Source organism: Sphingobacterium corticibacter (assembly GCF_003076635.1).
GTDB lineage: Bacteria > Bacteroidota > Bacteroidia > Sphingobacteriales > Sphingobacteriaceae > Sphingobacterium > Sphingobacterium corticibacter.
The window spans coordinates 238268-257054 of sequence record NZ_QDKG01000005.1 but is presented as its reverse complement, the minus strand read 5'-3'; the positions used below and the strand labels follow the sequence as shown (position 1 = coordinate 257054).

At 40.0% G+C, this 18787-nt stretch carries 14 protein-coding genes and 1 tRNA gene; 8 read left to right on the top strand and 7 right to left on the bottom strand.

The features are described from left to right. Nucleotides 1-86 precede the first annotated feature (86 nt). The 5 genes from DC487_RS13970 to DC487_RS13945 all read left to right on the top strand — a co-directional run bounded on the left by DC487_RS13970 (nucleotide 87) and on the right by DC487_RS13945 (nucleotide 9247). On the top strand, nucleotides 87-2279 hold the full coding sequence (locus DC487_RS13970) for a glucoamylase family protein (RefSeq protein ID WP_116776575.1): 2193 nt from the start codon (nucleotides 87-89) through the stop codon (nucleotides 2277-2279). Nucleotides 2280-2318: 39 nt separating this feature from the next. Beyond that, nucleotides 2319-2837 carry an OmpA family protein gene (locus DC487_RS13965; protein WP_239016390.1) on the top strand — a complete coding sequence of 173 codons (519 nt, stop codon included), beginning with the start codon at nucleotides 2319-2321 and terminating at the stop codon, nucleotides 2835-2837. Between the two features lie 90 nt (nucleotides 2838-2927). Beyond that, on the top strand, nucleotides 2928-7352 hold the full coding sequence (gene dnaE / locus DC487_RS13960) for a DNA polymerase III subunit alpha (RefSeq protein ID WP_116776574.1): 4425 nt from the start codon (nucleotides 2928-2930) through the stop codon (nucleotides 7350-7352). Between the two features lie 94 nt (nucleotides 7353-7446). Continuing rightward, nucleotides 7447-7764 (top strand): thioredoxin, encoded by a 318-nt coding sequence (trxA, locus tag DC487_RS13955; protein ID WP_066750467.1) that lies wholly within the window; start codon nucleotides 7447-7449, stop codon nucleotides 7762-7764. Nucleotides 7765-8938: 1174 nt separating this feature from the next. After that, nucleotides 8939-9247 (top strand): hypothetical protein, encoded by a 309-nt coding sequence (locus DC487_RS13945; RefSeq protein WP_116776572.1) that lies wholly within the window; start codon nucleotides 8939-8941, stop codon nucleotides 9245-9247. A gap of 85 nt (nucleotides 9248-9332) precedes the next feature. On the opposite strand, the gene DC487_RS13940 is transcribed toward DC487_RS13945, so the two are convergent. The 7 genes from DC487_RS13940 to DC487_RS13910 form a co-directional block, all read right to left on the bottom strand. After that, entirely contained in the window at nucleotides 9333-10421 is a 1089-nt protein-coding gene (locus DC487_RS13940; protein ID WP_116776571.1) for a phosphoribosyltransferase, read from the bottom strand. Nucleotides 10422-10455: 34 nt separating this feature from the next. Then, nucleotides 10456-11025, bottom strand: a complete 570-nt coding sequence (locus DC487_RS13935; protein ID WP_116776570.1) for a 5' nucleotidase, NT5C type — start codon at nucleotides 11023-11025, stop codon at nucleotides 10456-10458. A gap of 26 nt (nucleotides 11026-11051) precedes the next feature. After that, on the bottom strand, nucleotides 11052-11813 hold the full coding sequence (gene hisA / locus DC487_RS13930) for a phosphoribosylformimino-5-aminoimidazole carboxamide ribotide isomerase (protein WP_116776569.1): 762 nt from the start codon (nucleotides 11811-11813) through the stop codon (nucleotides 11052-11054). Nucleotides 11814-11834: 21 nt separating this feature from the next. After that, complete coding sequence (locus DC487_RS13925; RefSeq protein ID WP_116776568.1) at nucleotides 11835-12260, bottom strand: NUDIX hydrolase; 426 nt, start codon at nucleotides 12258-12260, stop codon at nucleotides 11835-11837. An 8-nt stretch (nucleotides 12261-12268) separates the two neighbouring features. Continuing rightward, nucleotides 12269-13525 carry an adenylosuccinate synthase gene (locus DC487_RS13920; RefSeq protein WP_116776567.1) on the bottom strand — a complete coding sequence of 419 codons (1257 nt, stop codon included), beginning with the start codon at nucleotides 13523-13525 and terminating at the stop codon, nucleotides 12269-12271. Nucleotides 13526-14103: 578 nt separating this feature from the next. Then, nucleotides 14104-14180: transfer RNA gene (locus DC487_RS13915), tRNA-Ala, on the bottom strand. Between the two features lie 73 nt (nucleotides 14181-14253). Then, entirely contained in the window at nucleotides 14254-16032 is a 1779-nt protein-coding gene (locus tag DC487_RS13910; RefSeq protein ID WP_116776566.1) for an ABC transporter ATP-binding protein, read from the bottom strand. Between the two features lie 152 nt (nucleotides 16033-16184). Here DC487_RS13910 and DC487_RS13905 point away from each other — a divergent pair, with 152 nt between their 5' ends. The 3 genes from DC487_RS13905 to DC487_RS13895 all read left to right on the top strand — a co-directional run bounded on the left by DC487_RS13905 (nucleotide 16185) and on the right by DC487_RS13895 (nucleotide 18749). After that, nucleotides 16185-17258 carry a Glu/Leu/Phe/Val family dehydrogenase gene (locus tag DC487_RS13905; RefSeq protein ID WP_116776565.1) on the top strand — a complete coding sequence of 358 codons (1074 nt, stop codon included), beginning with the start codon at nucleotides 16185-16187 and terminating at the stop codon, nucleotides 17256-17258. A gap of 74 nt (nucleotides 17259-17332) precedes the next feature. After that, nucleotides 17333-18283: a transcription antitermination factor NusB gene (nusB, locus tag DC487_RS13900; protein ID WP_165799092.1), complete on the top strand. Its 951-nt coding sequence runs from the start codon at nucleotides 17333-17335 to the stop codon at nucleotides 18281-18283. Nucleotides 18284-18302: 19 nt separating this feature from the next. After that, nucleotides 18303-18749, top strand: coding sequence for a DUF1573 domain-containing protein (locus DC487_RS13895; protein WP_116776564.1), 447 nt, complete (start codon nucleotides 18303-18305; stop codon nucleotides 18747-18749). Nucleotides 18750-18787: the final 38 nt, after the last annotated feature.

Below are 18787 nucleotides of genomic sequence, written 5' to 3'. Positions count from 1 at the left end.
GGGATTGTATCACTTTGTTAAAAGAATCGACTTACTGGTTTGATTTTTGCTCAATAGCTCACATATTGATGGATTAATTACAAAATATGAAAATTGTACATCTACTTATAGGTATAGGGCTTTTAGTTGGGATCAAGGCATACGCAGACACGTATCCAGAGGTTGTTTTTGATAATAGTCTCATTATGGGGGTCTATGCTAAAAGTGAAATTCGCTCTGAAGGAGGGAGTTGGATCGAGAATGTTGACAAACATCTGCCGGTATCCGACAGTATTTTTTTTACCCCTGGGAATTCCCTTTCATTGCGTTATGTGAATGCAGAAGGTGGCAATTGGGAGGCAGCACTCAAATATAGCCGTCAAAAATACCATTACCGCATATCAAATAAAGATGTTTTAGTGCTCAAATTATACGTTCATTCGGACAAAACGACCAGTAAACAGCTGCCTACACTGTCTATTCGGCAGAAAAATAGCGATAGCGATAAAGTTAATTTAGCCAATTTCATCGAAGACTACAATGTAAACACTTGGTTGGACGTACGTATTCCCATCGCCAAGATTCGCGGCTTAGATGTCGAAAGCGCGATCAAAGCTGTGGTCTTGCATCAGCAAGGTGCGGGTGCGCACCATATCTATATTGATCAGGTAGAGTTTCTTCCTGCCAATTATTCCAAAGTACGCTTGACTTCGCCGGCAGTACTTTCTAAAGTAACACCTTACGATAGAAATATTCATTTACAGTGGCAATTGCCTTTGACTCCGAGCATCCGGTACGTAAAAATTTATCGCTCAGAAGATAAGAAAACCTTCGAACCGGTTTCTATTCGCCCGATCAGCATGCAAGGTGGATTAGACTATGTTCCTGCGTTAGACAAAACATATTATTACAAAATTGCTTGGGTAGATTACGATTACAAAGAATCTCCTTACTCAACGATCCAAGAAGTTAAGCCAGTAAAGCTCGCAGATCAACAAGTGTTTGATCTCATTCAGCGGTCGCATATCAATTACTTCGTAGATAATTTTGATATCAACAGTGGCATGCACACCCCATTTCGTCAACAAGGAAAGACCGTCGTGTCCACGAATGAAACTGGGTTAGCCTTATTATCCTTATTAGTTGGTGTAGAAAGAGGATACGTTTCGAGGAATACATTTACGCACCGCGTTAAGCGCGTGGTAGATTTCTTAGAATCCGTTCCTGAAAAACACGGTGTTTTTGCATCCTATTATGATGGTAGAAAGAAAGAACCGATCTATATGGATGCTCGTCCCAACTATAGCGTTTCGGCAACCACAACGATACTACAATCGCTATTGATTGTACGCCAGTTCTTGAATGGTGAAAGTGAAGATGAGGTCTATATCCGTAACAAAATCAATAAGCTCTGGGACAATATTAACTGGCCTGCTTTGGTGATGGCCAATACAGAAGACGTATTAGTTGCTGATGTGGGCGTACTAGAGGAATTGACCGAAATTAAACCGTTGGGTGGATTCAACGAAAGTATCAATACGTATATTTTAGCGGCGGCTTCTACGAAAAATGGTATATCCTCCAGTGGGTTCATCAATAATCTAAATTACGAGTACTATACGCAGAATACCTTATTGACAGATAGTACAGAAGATATTGATCCAGATCTTATGCTGCAAAATCAACGCCAGCTTAATGCCACATTGGAGTCGGATATGAGTGATCTGGATAAAGCATTAGAAAGGCAAAGTATTTTGCGCGATACGGTGTTGTACGGTGTGCGTATTCCATTTGGCGAATTGAATAATCGCAATCTATTGTCGATGTATATGCCTTTTCTAACCATTGATCCGGCATTAGCCAATACCGCTGATTTCGCCTTTGGCGACGTACTCAAGCGCTACACCGAATATGTGAAAAGAAGAGATAATGAATCGGGTCGCGGTACCCGCAATGTAGCAGTGTGGGGGTATCAATCAGAAACAGATCAGCGTGCGATCTCCCAGATTAATCCTGCAATCAGTGTGTCTTCCGTAGCGGTAGACTATCAAAAAGGTTTGCAAGCATTGCTGACTTTATACAAGGAGTACGGAGATATATTATTGACGGAATACGGTTTTCGTGCATGGATAGATCTCAAAAATCAAGATGTATCCGACGAATACCTGTCGATTAATCAAGCATCAGTAGCTATTATGATCGAAAATGCACGTAGTGGTCTGATTTGGAAGCTGTATCGTGAGATACCTGAAATCAAAGCCGTGCAAGAAAAGATATTTGTCCAAAGCAGTTTGAATTAGATTTACTATATTTACAAAAACGATTAAATATTACCAGACATGATAAAAAGGATCAACCTTATCCCTGTTGCTATCGCTGCTACTTTGGCTTTTTATTCTTGCAAGTCCAAGAATATCACCGTAAACCCAGGTGCAGTTATTTCTAAAGATGGTACGGATGACGGCCTAAATAACGTAAAGGGAGAATTCAAAGATGCAGCGCGCACGAATGAAGGAATTAAATTTACGCTTTCTTCTGACTTGTTGTTTCCAAGTAATTCCTCTTACCTAACAAATGCAGCAAAAGCGGAGTTGGATAAATTGTCTGATTTGTTGAATGCAGATAATAAAAAGAAAATACGCGTAGACGGGCACACCGATTCTACGGGCGAAGCTAACTACAATCAATGGCTATCCGAGAAACGTGCTGCATCTGTAAAAGCATATCTAGAGTCTGCTGGTGTGTATGGATCTCGTATCAGTACCAAAGGGCATGGACAGACTGCGCCAGTTGGTGATAACAAAACGCCAGAAGGTCGTCAGAAAAACAGACGAGTAGAGGTTGTGATCCTCGACTAAAAGGCTGTTTGCCAATACATATAAAAAAATAAAGAGCAGCATATACCATGTGCTGCTTTTGTCGTTATACATAAATCAGGTTTATAGTACATGTATATTATCTTCGATACCGAAACCACCGGATTACCCAAGCGCTGGGATGCACCGATTACCGACACGGATAATTGGCCAAGGTGTATTCAAATTGCTTGGCAATTGCATGATGAGATGGGTAATCTGGTCGAACATCAAGATTTTTTGATCCGACCCGACGGTTTCAACATCCCATACGACGCCGAAAAGATTCACGGAATATCGACCGAGTTGGCTACAGAAGAAGGTATTTCTATCGTCGACGCGTTGCAAAAGTTCAATGATGCACTCGGCAAAGCCAAATTTGTGGTGGGTCAGAATGTGGGCTTTGATATCAATATCATGGGCAGCGAGTTTTATCGATTTGGAATCGATTCGCCCATGGCTACGATGCCACTGCTCGATACCTGTACAGAAGTAACAGCTAATTTATTAAAAATCCCGGGCGGACGAGGCGGCCGCTTTAAACTGCCAAATCTGACCGAACTGCACCAATACCTTTTCGGTGTACCATTCGCAGAAGCGCACAATGCGACTGCCGATGTGGAAGCAACTACGCGTTGTTTCTTTGAGTTGGTACGTCAGGAAGTATTCACGGCTGAAGATTTACAAACCGATACCGGATATTTTGTAGATTTCAAAACGCATAATCCACAAACCATTCCGACCGTCGGACTGCGTCACGTCAATCTCAAAGCTGCTTCGCAAGCGCTTCGCGCGGAGCAGTCGGGCGATGCCGACCGGATCGTGGTCGACAAAAGTTTGTTGGCGGACTTGGAGAATGCGCCGTTCGCACACCTGCACAATCATTCGCAATTCTCCGTCTTGCAATCGACTATTTCGGTAGACGGGCTTGTCGATGCCGCGATCAAACAAGGTCATCAGGCTGTGGCGCTTACCGATCATGGTAATATGATGGGTGCTTTTAAATTCGTGAGCAAGATCTTTGATCATAATAAATCTATAGAGGGCAAGCGAAAGGAAGCCGAAGAAAGCGGTGAACATTTCGAAGGACAAACGCTGAAACCAATCGTCGGTTGTGAGTTTTATGTCTGTGAAGATCGTACCGACAAAACGCGTAAAGACAATGGCTATCAAGTTGTATTCTTAGCGAAAAATAAGCAGGGCTACCACAACCTCGCTAAAATGTCTTCTGTGGCCTATACCGAAGGGTTTTATTATGTGCCTCGGATCGATAAAGCTACGGTGGAGAAATACAAAGAACACCTCATCGTGCTCTCTGGTAATCTGTATGGCGAGATTCCGTCGAAGGTGTTGAATATGGGTGAAAGCCAAGCGGAGGAAGCTTTGCTGTGGTGGAAAGCGCAATTCGGCGAAGATCTCTATTTGGAAATTATGCGCCACGGACAGGAAGATGAATCTCGGGTGAATGAAACCTTGATTCAGTTTTCCGAAAAGCACAACGTCAAGCTGCTCGCTACCAACAATACCTATTACGTGAGCAAGGCAGATGCGCACGCACACGATATTTTACTGTGTGTGAAGGATGGCGAAAAGCTATCCACCCCAAAAGGTCGCGGTCGCGGATACCGATTTGGATTCCCTAATCAGGAATACTATTTCAAGTCTGATGCGGAGATGAAAAAGGCTTTTGCCGATCTGCCGCAGGCGATTATAAATATACAGGAAGTCATCGACAAGATTGAGCCCTATTCCCTGTACCGTGATGTATTACTTCCGAAATTTATTATTCCAGAGCAATTCAAATCCGAGGAAGATGAATTAGATGGTGGCAAGCGCGGAGAGAATGCCTTTTTACGTCATCTTACGTATGTTGGTGCTGAAAAGCGATATCCCGAGATAACGCCTGACATTCGCGAACGCTTGGACTTCGAATTGGCCACTATTGAAAATACCGGTTATCCCGGCTACTTCTTGATTGTGCAGGATTTTATTGCCGAGGCAAGAAATATGGGCGTTTCTGTAGGGCCGGGGAGGGGTTCGGCGGCTGGATCAGCCGTGGCTTACTGTCTTGGAATTACCAATATTGATCCGATTGCGTACGATTTGCTTTTTGAGCGTTTCTTGAATCCGGATCGTGTTTCCATGCCCGATATTGATATTGACTTTGATGATGAAGGCCGCGGTCGCGTGATGCAATACGTGATCGACAAATATGGTGCATCGCAGGTAGCGCAAATTATTACCTACGGTACGATGGCGGCCAAATCGTCCATCAAAGATACCGCGCGTGTACTAGATTTACCTTTGTCGGATGCTAACGAAATCGCAAAGCTGATTCCTAACTTAAAACTGAGCAAAATCTTCCACTTGGAAGAGAAGGCTTTGAAAGAAGCCTTGCGTGGCGATGAATTGGAAGCAGTAAAGAGGCTGAAAGATATTGCGGATGGTGCTGGTCTAGAAGCCGAAACCATCAAGCAAGCGCGTGTACTGGAAGGATCCATGCGCAATACCGGAATTCACGCCTGTGGAGTTATCATCACGCCAGACGATATTACCAACTTTGTCCCTGTATCGGTTGCCAAAGATTCAGATTTGTACGTCACGCAATTTGATAACTCGGTCGTAGAAAGTGCCGGCTTGTTGAAGATGGACTTTTTGGGTCTCAAAACGCTAACGCTAATCAAAGATACCGTAGTCAATGTGCGCCTACGGCACAATATAGAGCTCGATCCCGATCTATTCCCAATCGACGATCGGTTGACCTATGAGTTATTCCAACGTGGAGAAACGGTTGGAGTATTCCAATACGAATCGCCCGGAATGCAGAAATACATGAAGGAGCTGAAACCAACGGTTTTTGCCGATTTGATTGCGATGAATGCGTTGTATCGTCCCGGCCCGATGGAATATATTCCTTCCTTCGTCAAGCGTAAACACGGTATTGAGCCGATTACCTACGATTTGGATGCTTGCGAAGAATATTTGCAAGAAACGTACGGAATTACGGTTTACCAAGAGCAGGTGATGTTGCTGTCGCAAAAGCTGGCAGGATTCTCTAAAGGTGATGCCGACGTACTGCGTAAGGCGATGGGTAAAAAGCAAAAAGCGGTTTTGGATAAAATGAAGCCGAAGTTTGTGGATCAGGCTGCCGCGAAAGGTCACAGCCCAAAAACGTTGGAAAAGATCTGGACCGACTGGGAAGCTTTTGCCAGTTATGCCTTCAACAAATCGCACTCCACCTGTTATGCGTGGATCGCGTACCAAACGGCTTATTTGAAAGCACATTATCCGGCTGAATACATGGCTGCCGTACTTTCCAACAATATGAGCGACATCAAGCAGGTGACGTTCTTTATGGAAGAATGTAAGCGTATGGGTTTGGTGGTATTAGGACCCGATGTCAACGAATCGCATTATAAATTTACGGTAAATGACGAAGGCGCGATCCGTTTCGGAATGGGCGCGGTGAAAGGCGTGGGAGCTGGTGCGGTGGATACAATTGTGCAGAATCGTGACAAAGGTCTGTACAAATCGATCTTTGATATGGCCAAGCGCATTGATCTGCGCGCAGCGAACAAAAAAGCTTTTGAAAGCCTGACCTATGCGGGAGGATTCGATAGTTTCACCGATACGCATCGAGCACAGTATTTCAATAAAGATGGAGACCAAGCGACGGGTTTAGAAAAAGCGATCCGCTTCGGACAGCGGTTTAAAGAAAATGAAAGTTCTGCACAGGCCAGTTTATTTGGTGGTGGTGGATCAGCAGAACTGCCTGAACCGGTATTCGCGCCTTGTGCACCATGGGGTTTAGTGGAAAAACTGAAGTACGAAAAAGATGTTATTGGTATTTACCTCACCAATCATCCTTTGGACAGCTATAAATTTGAGATGACGCATTTTTGCGCCAACAAAGTTTCAGATCTACAGCTCATTAACCAGGCTAAGGCTTTGGAAGTAGACGAAGAGGTGACGCAACAATTTGCCAAAATCAAAAATAGAGAAATTGTAATCGGCGGTATCGTAGCTGCCGCTTCGCATCGCGTGTCGCAGAAGAATGGGAAACCATTCGGATCCTTCGTGATCGAGGATTATTCTGACTCTTTCGAGATTATGGCTTTTGGTGAGGACTATGTGAAGTTCAAAGGTTATTTACAAGAAGGTTATTTCATTCAAGTACGTGGTATCGTGCAAGAGCGCTTCAAGCAAGTCGGCAATTGGGGATTTGAATTAAGAAGCATCCAATTGCTGTCTGATCTACGCGATAAGATGGCCAAATCATTTACCATTCAGGTGCCTTTGCAGTCACTGAATGATGAGTTCGTACAAAACTTGGAGGAACTAATTGCGCTCACTGTCGTAGAGGATCAGCAAGCCAACTGTCAGCTCAAATTCAAGATATTGGACATGCAGGATGAACTGGCCATTGAGATGCCAGCCAAGCAGATAAAGATTAATCTGACGAATGAGTTCTTAGAAGGTTTAGAAGAGCTGGAATACGTCAAGTACAAATTGAATTAATCCGGTGGGAATATTTAATTACATTTTTTGGACACGTCACTAACAAATGAATAGCTATATTTGTTATTAGAGATAAATTAATAGGAATAATATTATGGCATTAGAAATTACAGATAGCAACTTCGACGAAGTTGTTTTGAAATCGGATAAACCAGTTTTAATAGATTTCTGGGCGGAGTGGTGTGGTCCTTGCCGTATGGTAGGTCCAGTAGTAGATGAGATCGCGAAAGACTATGATGGTAGAGCGGTTATCGGTAAAGTAAACGTAGATAACAACCCAGATATCTCTGTTCGTTATGGTATCCGCAACATCCCTGCATTATTGTTTTTCAAAAATGGAGAGATCGTTGACAAGCAAGTTGGTGCAGTACCTAAATCGGTATTAACCGAGAAATTAGACAAGCAATTGTAAAACTGGATGGATCTGCGTGAAGCAGATTTCGAATCCGTACATATAAAAGGCGAAACCATCTGGTTTCGCCTTTTATATTTTGTTTTTTTTGGGAGTTAAGGGAGTTAAGGGAGTTGATAAAGTTGATAAATTTAAGGGAGTTAAGGGAGTTGAGAAAGTTAAGCAAGTTGATATTTTAATGACGTCATCGCTCGGAGGTACTACAAAGCGATCTAACTTTTGGGTTGATAGGGTTTATAAAGTAGATACGGTTTAGAAAGTTTATGGAGGTCGTTAGCGTTAAAGAAAGTTATAAAACAAAAAATGCCGTAGCTTGGGAGACTACGACATTTGTATTGAGAAGAGATAATGTACTTAGAAGTTGTTTCTAATATTTATTTAGATTAAATATAAACAACAGTACAAATGTAATAGCTACCCTACATATATGCAAGTATATAATCAGAAAAAAACGTTCAAATTCCGAAATTTTTAAAATAGATCGCAGATTTTTCTATTATTCCGCTGATGCCTGCGATGAATATGCAATGCAAGAGTTTAAGATTGATTGTACGGTTGTCTTGAAACGGCGGCTATGCTGGAATCGAATCTCTCAGCGATGGCAGGGTATTAAGAGCATCCGGAAGAAAAATAACTCCAATGTTCAGTATCGTATATGCTATCAACCATAGATTACTATCGACAGGAATGGATGGTCGGATCAACTGATAAATGATTATACATATGCTTACCGCCAAGAAGATTAAAATGATCATAAAACCAACTTCATATAAGAGCGATGTAAAAACGGTAATCATTCGATGGTTAATCAAATTGTATTGAACCATATGGGATACAACCAGAAAGGTGCTGATAACCGGATGAGCATAGAGGCAAAGCTGAATAAAATTATTCCAGTCACTATTTGCTGCAAACTGTTTTTTCTGATCTCTATCCCTCATCAATCTATATTAGAATGGACAATACTTTATTGGTACGATTATGAATGAAAGCTTACGATAGAATCCTTCAAAATCTTTACGTACTATACAATATGAGTTTAATGGAAGCACTTCTCATTGCCTTAAGTTAGCAAAACTAAATGACATAGGATTTTGTTATTTACGGTTTTTAAGGGTTTTTTATCTTTCGCTTCATATGAAAATAACATAGATTTGCGTATTGGTCACACACAATGAAAATTTTAAACCTACTATCTCGTCTTGTTTTACGTCGCAAATCCAAATCGCTAGAAGCGAAATTGATTGGTAAGTGGCGCTATGTCAATACACTTAGTCGGGTGTCAACAGACGGTGGTGAGGAATTGATTACACATTATAATAACCAAAATAAGGTGTCGATTGAGTTTGTAGAAGGAAACTTTGTACTAGTAGAAGATCAATTGACGTACGATAGTCAGGTGTTTAAGGTCGAATTTCACCATGATACCTTAGTATTGTCACATGCTCAATCTGAAGAAACTTATATTCGGTGGGAGGAGTGATATTGTTTACTGAAGGTTAGTTTTTTCTGCGTATTGCCTTCCTGTCTTAATTTTGATAGGAGAAAATTAATGTAACAAATACCGACTATCCACTTGTCTTCTCTAGCTGATGAGCTATGTAAGACCAATTCATTTTTTGATCATTACCTACTATTTGATTTTTGATTCTTAGTAAGTCTACTGATAACTCATTAAGGATTTGTTCGGGCAAGAATGATCGAAATTTATTAGTTAACTCGAAACAGCTATTGATGTATGAAAGGTAATCGGGATAATCTTTTAAATTTAAAGCAGAAAACTGTTCTCGCCATATTATAAGGTTCTCAAAGTGTCTGTACCACAAAGGGGAGCACCTCAAAAACTGATCTGGATCAAAGGATTCAATTATTCCTTTTTTTGCACGGATAAACTTTGACCAGTTCATTTCAAAAGCTAAAAACCTGACATCTTTAATGGCTAGAATTTTACTTACTTCAAGCATTGATTTTCCAGAGCCAACATTATCATCAATAATCACACAAGATTCATTTTTAATAGTATAAGTAGGTGCAACATTAACTTTTCTATCATAAATTGAATAGTTGATATATTCCCATTTAATTGCATTGAGACAAGCAATAACGGGTGCTACAAATAAGCCCCCTAATAACGGAGAAATAATACGTGTTGCATGTATATCTAAAGTACTATTCCATAGCTCACATAAAGAGATTGATTCTAACTCAATAGACTTAAAATCAAGCGTCTTATTGTTATTAACTTGACTAATTAATCTTTCAAAATGATATGTACAAAGTGGATCCATCTCTTGCATATCAAATGTCCATTTAATTGCATTATCTATGAGATGCTTAAAAGAATTGTAAACCTCTTTTTGCTTGCTGTCGTCGAAGCTTACGAACAGTAGTGCACATCCTTTAATAAATCGTTCTGATAATGCGATTCGATAAGGCTTGGTAAGTTGTGGGGAAAAGCTAAAAATGTGTTCGAGAATATTTCTAAGTAGTTTAACTTCCGTTTTTATCTTTTTGTTGGCATAAAAGAATCTTGATCTAAGAATTAGATGTGTACTTGTGCGCTCGCAAATCTCTTCTTTGAGCTTCCCCAAGCAATCAATTTCTTCTGATAGAGGAAGCCAAATTTCTCCCAAGATTCCTAACCTAACTTTTTTCACATCAGTACAAGCTAAATAACGGTAATGACATCCTTCAAAAATTATCTGCCAATTCTAAAAGATTGCTAACTCGAGGCCCCTTGTAGTTTATATCGTATTCATTCCACGGCTGTTTGAGGCAGTAAGTGGAAACTCCTACAGATTGCGCATCAAGAAGATTATATACTCGATCATCTACAACAAACTCTGGATTGCCATATTTAAGATAGTATTCCGATTTTTTTTCGTGATAATCAATGAAATCTATAGAATCATACGGAATGTTATTATCATAGAACCATTGGTGTGTATCCTCTTCTATGTTTGAGTTAGACTTGCCTCTGGCCGTAACAATGCGTAAAGCAAATCCTTTTTCCTTCAAAAGGTACATTCCCTCGACCACCTTATCTAAAGGTTTCAGCCGGAGGTATATACTTTCTCTTCTCAAAATATCTCCCATGACACTTACGGGCAGATCGTGGAATTTGTAAAAGTCGTGATGTATATAGGCCTCTTTTGTTAGTTGGGTACCTGACAACTGATTCAATTCTTCTACGATAAAGCTGCCGAAATCAGCAAGGACATCATCGATATCAATAATGCCAATTCTTATCTTTTTATCCATGTTGTTATACAGATTTAGATTTCATTTCAATTAAGATTATTCCATTGTACCACGTCCTGATAGGGTAGGTTACCTCCATAAATACTCAGTGCTGTTCCAATACAGGGGTCAATCTTTTCATTTCCTAATTCCTTTATTAAATTAAGATCAGAAATAGAACTAATTCCGCCCGCATATACCGTTTTTATTGGCGTATGTTCTGCCAAAATTTTTACAAGATCAGATTCTAATCCCTGTTTTCTTCCTTCTGAGTCAACCCCGTGGACAATAATCTCATCACAATATCCGGATATCTCTAAAAGTGATTGTTTGTTTATTCTAACGTTAGTAAACTTTTCCCATAGGTTCGTAACGATGTAATACTCACCATTTCGTTTTCTACAACTCATGTCCAGGACTAGTTTATCTTTTCCAATGCTTTTAACCAGTGAATCGAGATTAGAGTAGTTAATTTCACCGTTATTAAAAACGTAAGAGTTGACGATTACATGCGTCGCTCCGGCATCTAGATAGACATGAGCATTTTCAGCTGTAACGCCACCGCCATATTTCATACCTCCACTGAATGCGCTTAATGCTTCTATTACGACGTCATTATTACCGCTCCCCAGTGAAAGTATATGTCCACCTTTTAAATCATCTTCTTTAAATAATTTGGCATAGTACGCCGGGCTATATTCACTCTCAAAATGTTTGATAATAGTGCGCTCATCACCGCCAAATAGTGAAGTACCTATTAGTTGTACAACTTTTGCTTTAAATACATCAATACAAGGCCTAAAATTCATGATCAAAACATTAAATAGTAACTATTTTACACTGACATAGTCAATAGGGATATTTATAAACACATGTTCTTCCAGAATTAGTGGGATAAGCCAACGTAAATTGGGAACAACATTATCAGGTAATTCAGCGACTTTACTTAAGAAGATTTCCTCTTTCTCCATACTTTTAGCTAAGTAAACTTGATCAGAGAAGCAGCATAAAAAATAGATTTTTTTTAATTTTGGTCTTGTTAAAGTAATAACAGTTTTCCAATCAGCCTGTCTGGTTTCCACTCCCGTTTCTTCATGAAATTCTCGCACGATTGCTTGTTCGATTGATTCGCCTTTTTCGATTTTACCTCCTGGAGCATTTACCTTATTATTCTGCCATGATGGAGTACGCTTGCGAATAAGTACAACATACTGTTTGTCTTCACTGAACATAAAGCCCGTTACATAGTTGATCATACAATGTCTTACTTTTTAAGTGTCTGATGGCGCTTAGGTCCGTAAGAAATATATTCTATAGGTACACCAAGCTCTTTTTCAATATAGCCGATGTATGTTTTACACGCTTCAGGGAGATCATCGTAGCAGTCGTATACACTATCTAACTTACGCCAAGACGGGAAATCTTTGTAAACAGGCACTACGCTTTCTAAACTTAGTAGAGCTTCATTAGGATTTACACTTTTACCTTCAATTGTGTAAGATACGGCAACCTTTATGGTCTCTACACAAGACAAGACATCGACATTAGTAAGACAAATGCTATTGATACCATTCAGTTTAACAGCTTGTTTTGCTAATACAAGATCCAACCAACCACAACGTCGCTTACGTTTAGAAACAGTGCCATACTCATTACCATGAATTCGCAGCGCTTCTCCAATATCATTATCCTGCTCTGTTGGGAGAGGCCCATTCCCAACTCGTATGGTGTAGGATTTAAGTACTCCAACGATATTAATAGTAGAACATGGGATTCCGATTGAGCTGAAACATGTACTTATCAAAGTTTGGTAAGCTACGGTGTAAGGATAGGTGCCAAATGTATTATCTAAAAAAGTAGCTTGCGAGCCCTCAAGTAGAATATTTTCATCGTTCAATAATTTTTCAGCAATTAACTCATTAACGAATTTTAGATAAGGTTTAATCCTAGCACCGTACTCGCAAATTTCTATTAGAATATTTTCATATTCATCAGATATGTTACCATTGAAAACCGTCTTAATTTGGGTTTTCCTGAAATTTAGTAAAAAGTCGATTCTCTTCTTTAATCTATCTTCATCCAATAAATCCCAAATCCTTATACCATTCCTATTTACCTTATCTTCAACACAAGCTCCGACACCAACCCCTACCGAGCCAATTTTATCAATACCTTTGTAGAGTTCTGAAAACTTATTATATTCCAAATGAATTGGAAGAATGACGTGGCATCTAGGATCGATGATAATGTTAACATCTGGATTAATGGTTTTAATTAACTCTATCTCTTCGAGCAATTTTTCAAGAGATACCAATGTTCCAGAGGCCAAGTAGAGGTTTTTCCCTGTGAAAGTCGCTGGAATTTGCGAAAAATGCTCTCTACGCTCGTTCGTTTCCACTGTGTGCCCTGCATTAGGACCGCCATTAAATCGGACAATATGATCGTAGTTTTGTGAAAAAAAATCGACAAACTTACCTTTTCCTTCATCTCCAAACTGAAGTCCTACAATTGCTTTTAACATTTTAATTAAGTATTAGTAGATCGTATATTAAATTATAGCGCTAAGCGTCCAGTTACATAATATCATATCCAAATTGTTTAATACTCTGTAGTGTTATTCCTATATTGATAATCTTATAAATTATGTAGCTAATAGTGTGATTGTTTCGTTTTACAAATATAATATTTTCAATTGATTAATAAATTATTATTTATAAATAATAATTTTATTTTAATAAAAAATTAGGTTTTAGATTAAAGCAATCGGTGTTTTATATGGTTGAAAAACACTTTTGGCAAATTTTTTCAGCTTACTTTTCATGTATAATGGAAAAAAGTTCGCTCCCCCAACATCAGATAGATGCAAAAACTTCTTCGTTGTTATGATTTTAAACCTATGAAAGTATACTCATTGAACAGCCTATAGGAATTATGGTGCAACGCTGAACTTTTTGGTTATCACCTTCGTATTCAAGGGTATACATTAAGCGGATTTTACTTAAAGTTGACGCGTCGATAAATTTATTTTTTCGATAACGGAGAGAATGTGTATCATTGATATATACGAAAAAAAGCGACTATTTCTAGTCGCTTTTTGATTGGTGGAGAATATCGGATTCGAACCGATCACCTCTTCACTGCCAGCGAAGCGCTCTAGCCAAATGAGCTAATCCCCCGTTGCACTGATTTGCATGCAAATATACTATTTCGGCTAATATATCAAAACAAAATTCATGCAAAAAACATGGCCTATTCCGCCGTTTCGAGCAGTTGCATTTCGTACAAGTTGGCATACTCGCCTTGCTGTTGCAAGAGTGATTCATGCGTACCACGTTCTACGATTTCACCCTTATCCATCACCACGATGAGGTCCGCATTTTTGATCGTCGAGATCCGGTGCGCGATGAAGATAGTTGTTTTGCCTTCCATAATCCGTGATAAGTTGTGCAATATCTCTTCCTCGGTCTTGGTATCCACTGCCGATAGACAATCATCAAAGATCAGGATTTGAGGATCTTTTACCAAAGCACGAGCAATGGAGAGCCGTTGTTTCTGTCCGCCGGACAAGGTGACCCCACGTTCACCAATATACGTTTCAAAACCTTCTTCAAATCGGACGATATTGTCGTATACCGCGGCATCGCGAGCTGCTTGTTCGATCCTGTCATCATCTTGCGTATCCAAACCGAAAGCAATATTTCGTGCTATGGTGTCTGAAAAAAGAAATACCTGTTGCGGTACGAACCCAATCTGACTGCGCAAACTTGTCGTTTGCAAATCGCGAATGTCGTATTCATCATATAAGATACGCCCTTCATCCGTATCAAACATGCGAAGCAGCATATTGGCCAAGGTTGTTTTGCCCGAACCAGTACGACCGATTAATGCCACCGTAGTACCCGGTGCAATATCCAGATCAATATTTCTCAGTGCCTGAATGCCAGTTGTTTCATACGTGTACGACAAGTTTTCAATTTTGATGCGTCCTTTCAATTTTTCGTCAACCGTACCATCCGGAATGTCCGATTCCGTGTGCAAAAATTCGTTAATACGTTTTTGCGAAGCGGCAGCACGTTGAATCAAAGAAGTCACCCAAGCCAATGACATTGCTGGAAATGTCAATTGATTCACGTAGATAATAAACTCCGCAATATTACCTGCCGTAATATTTCCCTTGCTCAATTCCAGACCACCAACATACACCGTGATAATTGTACTAAGGCCAATCAACAAAATAATAAGCGGGAAAAAGTAGGCCTGTACACGTACCAGATCTAGCATACGATCTTTGTATTCGTTACTTTCGGCCGCAAACATGTCTAGTTTTTCCTTTTCCTTGGTGTACGTTTTGACTACACGAATACCTGAAAATGTTTCTTGTACAAAAGAGGAAAGTTTAGAAAGCTTCGCTTGAATACGCGTACTACGCTGATTGATCACTTTATTGACAACCAAAATCACGGCAGCCAAAATCGGTATAGGCAATAATGAATACGTAGCCAAAGTTGCATTGACGCTATACATAGCATAGATAATCATAATCGACAATACAATAGTGTTGATGGCGTACATAATTGCTGGCCCAAGGTAATTCCGAACCTGATTAACATCTTCCGTGACACGATTCATCAAATCACCGGTATTGTTCCGGCGATAAAAGCTGAAATCTAGTGCCTGATAGTGCTCATAAATCTCATTTTTGATGTCATATTCAATCCTTCTGGAAGTGAGAATCAAGGTTTGGCGCATCAGAAATAAAAATATTCCCCTGATCAAGGCAAGCACCAATACCACCACACCGAAAAATAATAAACTACTGCCAAAGACGCTGTAAATGACGCTCTGACGCTCGAACCCATCGTACAGACGATACATGTCGATATTTTCTTGCACTAAATCGAATGCCTCGCGAATAACCTGCGCGGGCAAGATGCCGAAGTAGTTGGAAATGATAACAAAGAGAATACCGGGGAGTACATGCCAGCGGTATTTATAGAAGTATTTATTGAGGTAGGAAAGCTCTTTCATGTAGTACAAAAGTACGCAAATATCTGCGATCTGATTTCTTTAATTTCGAGGTAAATCTTGCGCGCTTGACAGCTTAGTATTTGATGCAATAAAATTCTGCACGTGGAATATTATTTCTAATTTTGCGGAGCATAATTCTTTATACAAGTACCATGAGTCAGCAACAAGGCCATTCTTTGTTTGATTTGATGAAAGCATCGGATCACCAAAATTTATTTTTTTGTCAAGATCCAGAAGTTGGATTACAAGCTATCGTAGCCATTCACGATACGACATTAGGTCCGGCAATCGGCGGAGTGCGGATGTTGCCTTATGAATCTTTTGATGATGCCATCGAAGATGCATTGCGCTTGTCCAAAGCCATTACGTATAAAGCTTCTTTGGCGGGGCTAAACTTAGGCGGTGGTAGTGCTATTATTTTAGGGAATCATCGCACCGAAAAAACCGAATTATTGATGCGTCGATTCGGACGTTTTGTAGAAGGATTGAATGGTAATTTTATTGCCAGCACCGATGTAGGTACCTCTCAAATCGATTTGGAGCATATTCATGCCGAAACGGATTATGTAGCAGGTTTACCGGCTTCATTAAATGGTGCAGGCGATACGACTGTTTTTGCAGCGAAAGGGGTGTTCTATGGCATCAAAGCGGCGATCAAAGAATTGTATGGAGACGACAACTTAGCGGGTCGCAAGATCGCGGTAGAAGGCGTTGGTAGCGTTGGTGAGCATTTGGTAGCGCTATTGCGCGGCGAAAATGCGCGTGTATATGTAACCGACATGACCGAGGAACGCAAGATGAAAATTGCGGCGAAATACAAAGCCGAGCCATTAACTTATGCCACTAGCTTTGAGCACGATATTGATGTGTATGCTCCTTGCGCGTTGGGCGGAACGGTTAATCCGGATTCTGTACCACGCATGCGTTGTAAAGTGATTGCAGGCTCTGCCAACAATCAGCTAAAAGAAGAAGAACGTACGATTCAACTATTAAAAGATCATAATATATTGTACGCACCCGACTTTTTAATCAATTCTGGTGCGCTGATTAGTTGCTACTCCGAATTGGAAGGTTACGGAGCAGAACGTACCGAATATTTGATTCGTCATATATACACAGCTACACGCCACGTAATCCAAAAAGCAAACGAAGACAACGTATCTACCTACGAAGCCGCAAAACAATTGGCAGAAAAGCGTATCTTTGACCTTCGTAAATTGAAATAAGCACATAAAGTGCTTATTATCTACTAATACATATTTAATTGTTCGTTCTTACATACACACCCGTTCTTTAAAAAATGCTAAACAGAAGACATCTCCGCGTAAAAGTTATGCAGGCGCTTTATGCGTATTCCCTCACTGAGGATAAAAGTATCAAAGATTTTGAAAAAGCTTTATTCCGAAGCATCGAAGAGGTAGATCATATGTACATATGGACCTTGAATTTGTTGGATGAAGTGGCTGAATATGTGGTGATTGACTCGGAGGGGCGCGGAAAGAAATGGTTGCCATCTGAACAGGATAAATTCTTGTCGTCAACGAAGTTGAATAATAACGCGTTCATCGATAGTCTGCGTCAGAATAGAGAGTATGTGGAGAAGGTGAAGAAATATAACGTAGATTGGAGCTTCGATCCGGAGATTGTTCGCTCTATTTACGCACAACTTACCGCCTCAGATACGTATACCGCCTATTTGCAAGAAGGAGATCGTTCTATTGCGAAGGAAAAGGATATTATAAAATTTATATTTAAGAAAATCATCCTTAAAACGCCTAACATAGAACAAGCGCTTGAGGCACGTTTTATTGATTGGTCGGTAGACAAAGAGGTTTTACAGGCGATGATTGCTAAAACATTCAAAAACTTCTCTAACGATAATCCAGCTAAAAACAAGTTAGCTGATCTTACGCCTAACTGGGCCGAAGATCAAGAATACGTGCAAGATCTCCTGTCCAAAGCTATTCGTTACCAACAAGAATATGCGGTATTGGTGGGCGATAAAACCAAAAATTGGGAATCAGATCGTATAGCATTGATGGATAGTTTGCTGATGCAGATGGCGATTACCGAATTGTTACATTTCCCAACCATTCCGGTAAAGGTGACGATGAACGAATACATCGAAATCTCAAAAGATTACAGTACAGCGAAAAGTAGTACCTTTATAAATGGTATCTTAGACAAGATTCTTTCTGACTTAAAACAGCAGGGACGTATCCGCAAAGAAGGTCGGGGATTGCAAGATTAGTTACATAAAAAATAAAGCAATGAAATATATCAACAACCTATCTGCAGCTTTGAGTTTGCTGCTATTAGTAGCTTGCAATAATGCAGGTAATACATCCAATACTAGTGCTACTGACTCCACTTCAAGCTCGACAGAAGTCGCTAAAGCCAATACAGGTAATGGCGAAGTTTCATTTGCAGAAGAGGCATTCGACTTTGGACAGATAACAGACGGCGAAGTGGTCGATCATACTTTCAAATTTAAAAATACGGGTACAGAGCCTGTAATCATATCACGTGTGTCTACTTCCTGCGGTTGTACTACACCCGAGTATACATCTACTCCAGTTGCTCCAAATGGCGAAGGTGAAGTAAAAGTACGTTTTGATAGCCATGGTCAATCTGGAAAACAACAAAAGATCATTACGGTGGTATCCAATGCCAAAAACAATATCCAAACGATTCAGCTTAAAGGTGAAGTAAGCTAATCATATCTTATAATCTACATTAAATCTAATACGTTAAA

Bases quoted from the DNA above. Each gene is read 5' to 3' on its own strand.
- DC487_RS13970 (WP_116776575.1), top strand. From the start codon at position 87: ATGAAAATTGTACATCTACTTATAGGTATAGGGCTTTTAGTTGGGATC.
- DC487_RS13965 (WP_239016390.1), top strand. From the start codon at position 2,319: ATGATAAAAAGGATCAACCTTATCCCTGTTGCTATCGCTGCTACTTTG.
- dnaE (WP_116776574.1), top strand. From the start codon at position 2,928: ATGTATATTATCTTCGATACCGAAACCACCGGATTACCCAAGCGCTGG.
- trxA (WP_066750467.1), top strand. From the start codon at position 7,447: ATGGCATTAGAAATTACAGATAGCAACTTCGACGAAGTTGTTTTGAAA.
- DC487_RS13945 (WP_116776572.1), top strand. From the start codon at position 8,939: ATGAAAATTTTAAACCTACTATCTCGTCTTGTTTTACGTCGCAAATCC.
- DC487_RS13935 (WP_116776570.1), bottom strand. From the start codon at position 11,025: ATGGATAAAAAGATAAGAATTGGCATTATTGATATCGATGATGTCCTT.
- hisA (WP_116776569.1), bottom strand. From the start codon at position 11,813: ATGAATTTTAGGCCTTGTATTGATGTATTTAAAGCAAAAGTTGTACAA.
- DC487_RS13925 (WP_116776568.1), bottom strand. From the start codon at position 12,260: ATGATCAACTATGTAACGGGCTTTATGTTCAGTGAAGACAAACAGTAT.
- DC487_RS13920 (WP_116776567.1), bottom strand. From the start codon at position 13,525: ATGTTAAAAGCAATTGTAGGACTTCAGTTTGGAGATGAAGGAAAAGGT.
- DC487_RS13910 (WP_116776566.1), bottom strand. From the start codon at position 16,032: ATGAAAGAGCTTTCCTACCTCAATAAATACTTCTATAAATACCGCTGG.
- DC487_RS13905 (WP_116776565.1), top strand. From the start codon at position 16,185: ATGAGTCAGCAACAAGGCCATTCTTTGTTTGATTTGATGAAAGCATCG.
- nusB (WP_165799092.1), top strand. From the start codon at position 17,333: ATGCTAAACAGAAGACATCTCCGCGTAAAAGTTATGCAGGCGCTTTAT.
- DC487_RS13895 (WP_116776564.1), top strand. From the start codon at position 18,303: ATGAAATATATCAACAACCTATCTGCAGCTTTGAGTTTGCTGCTATTA.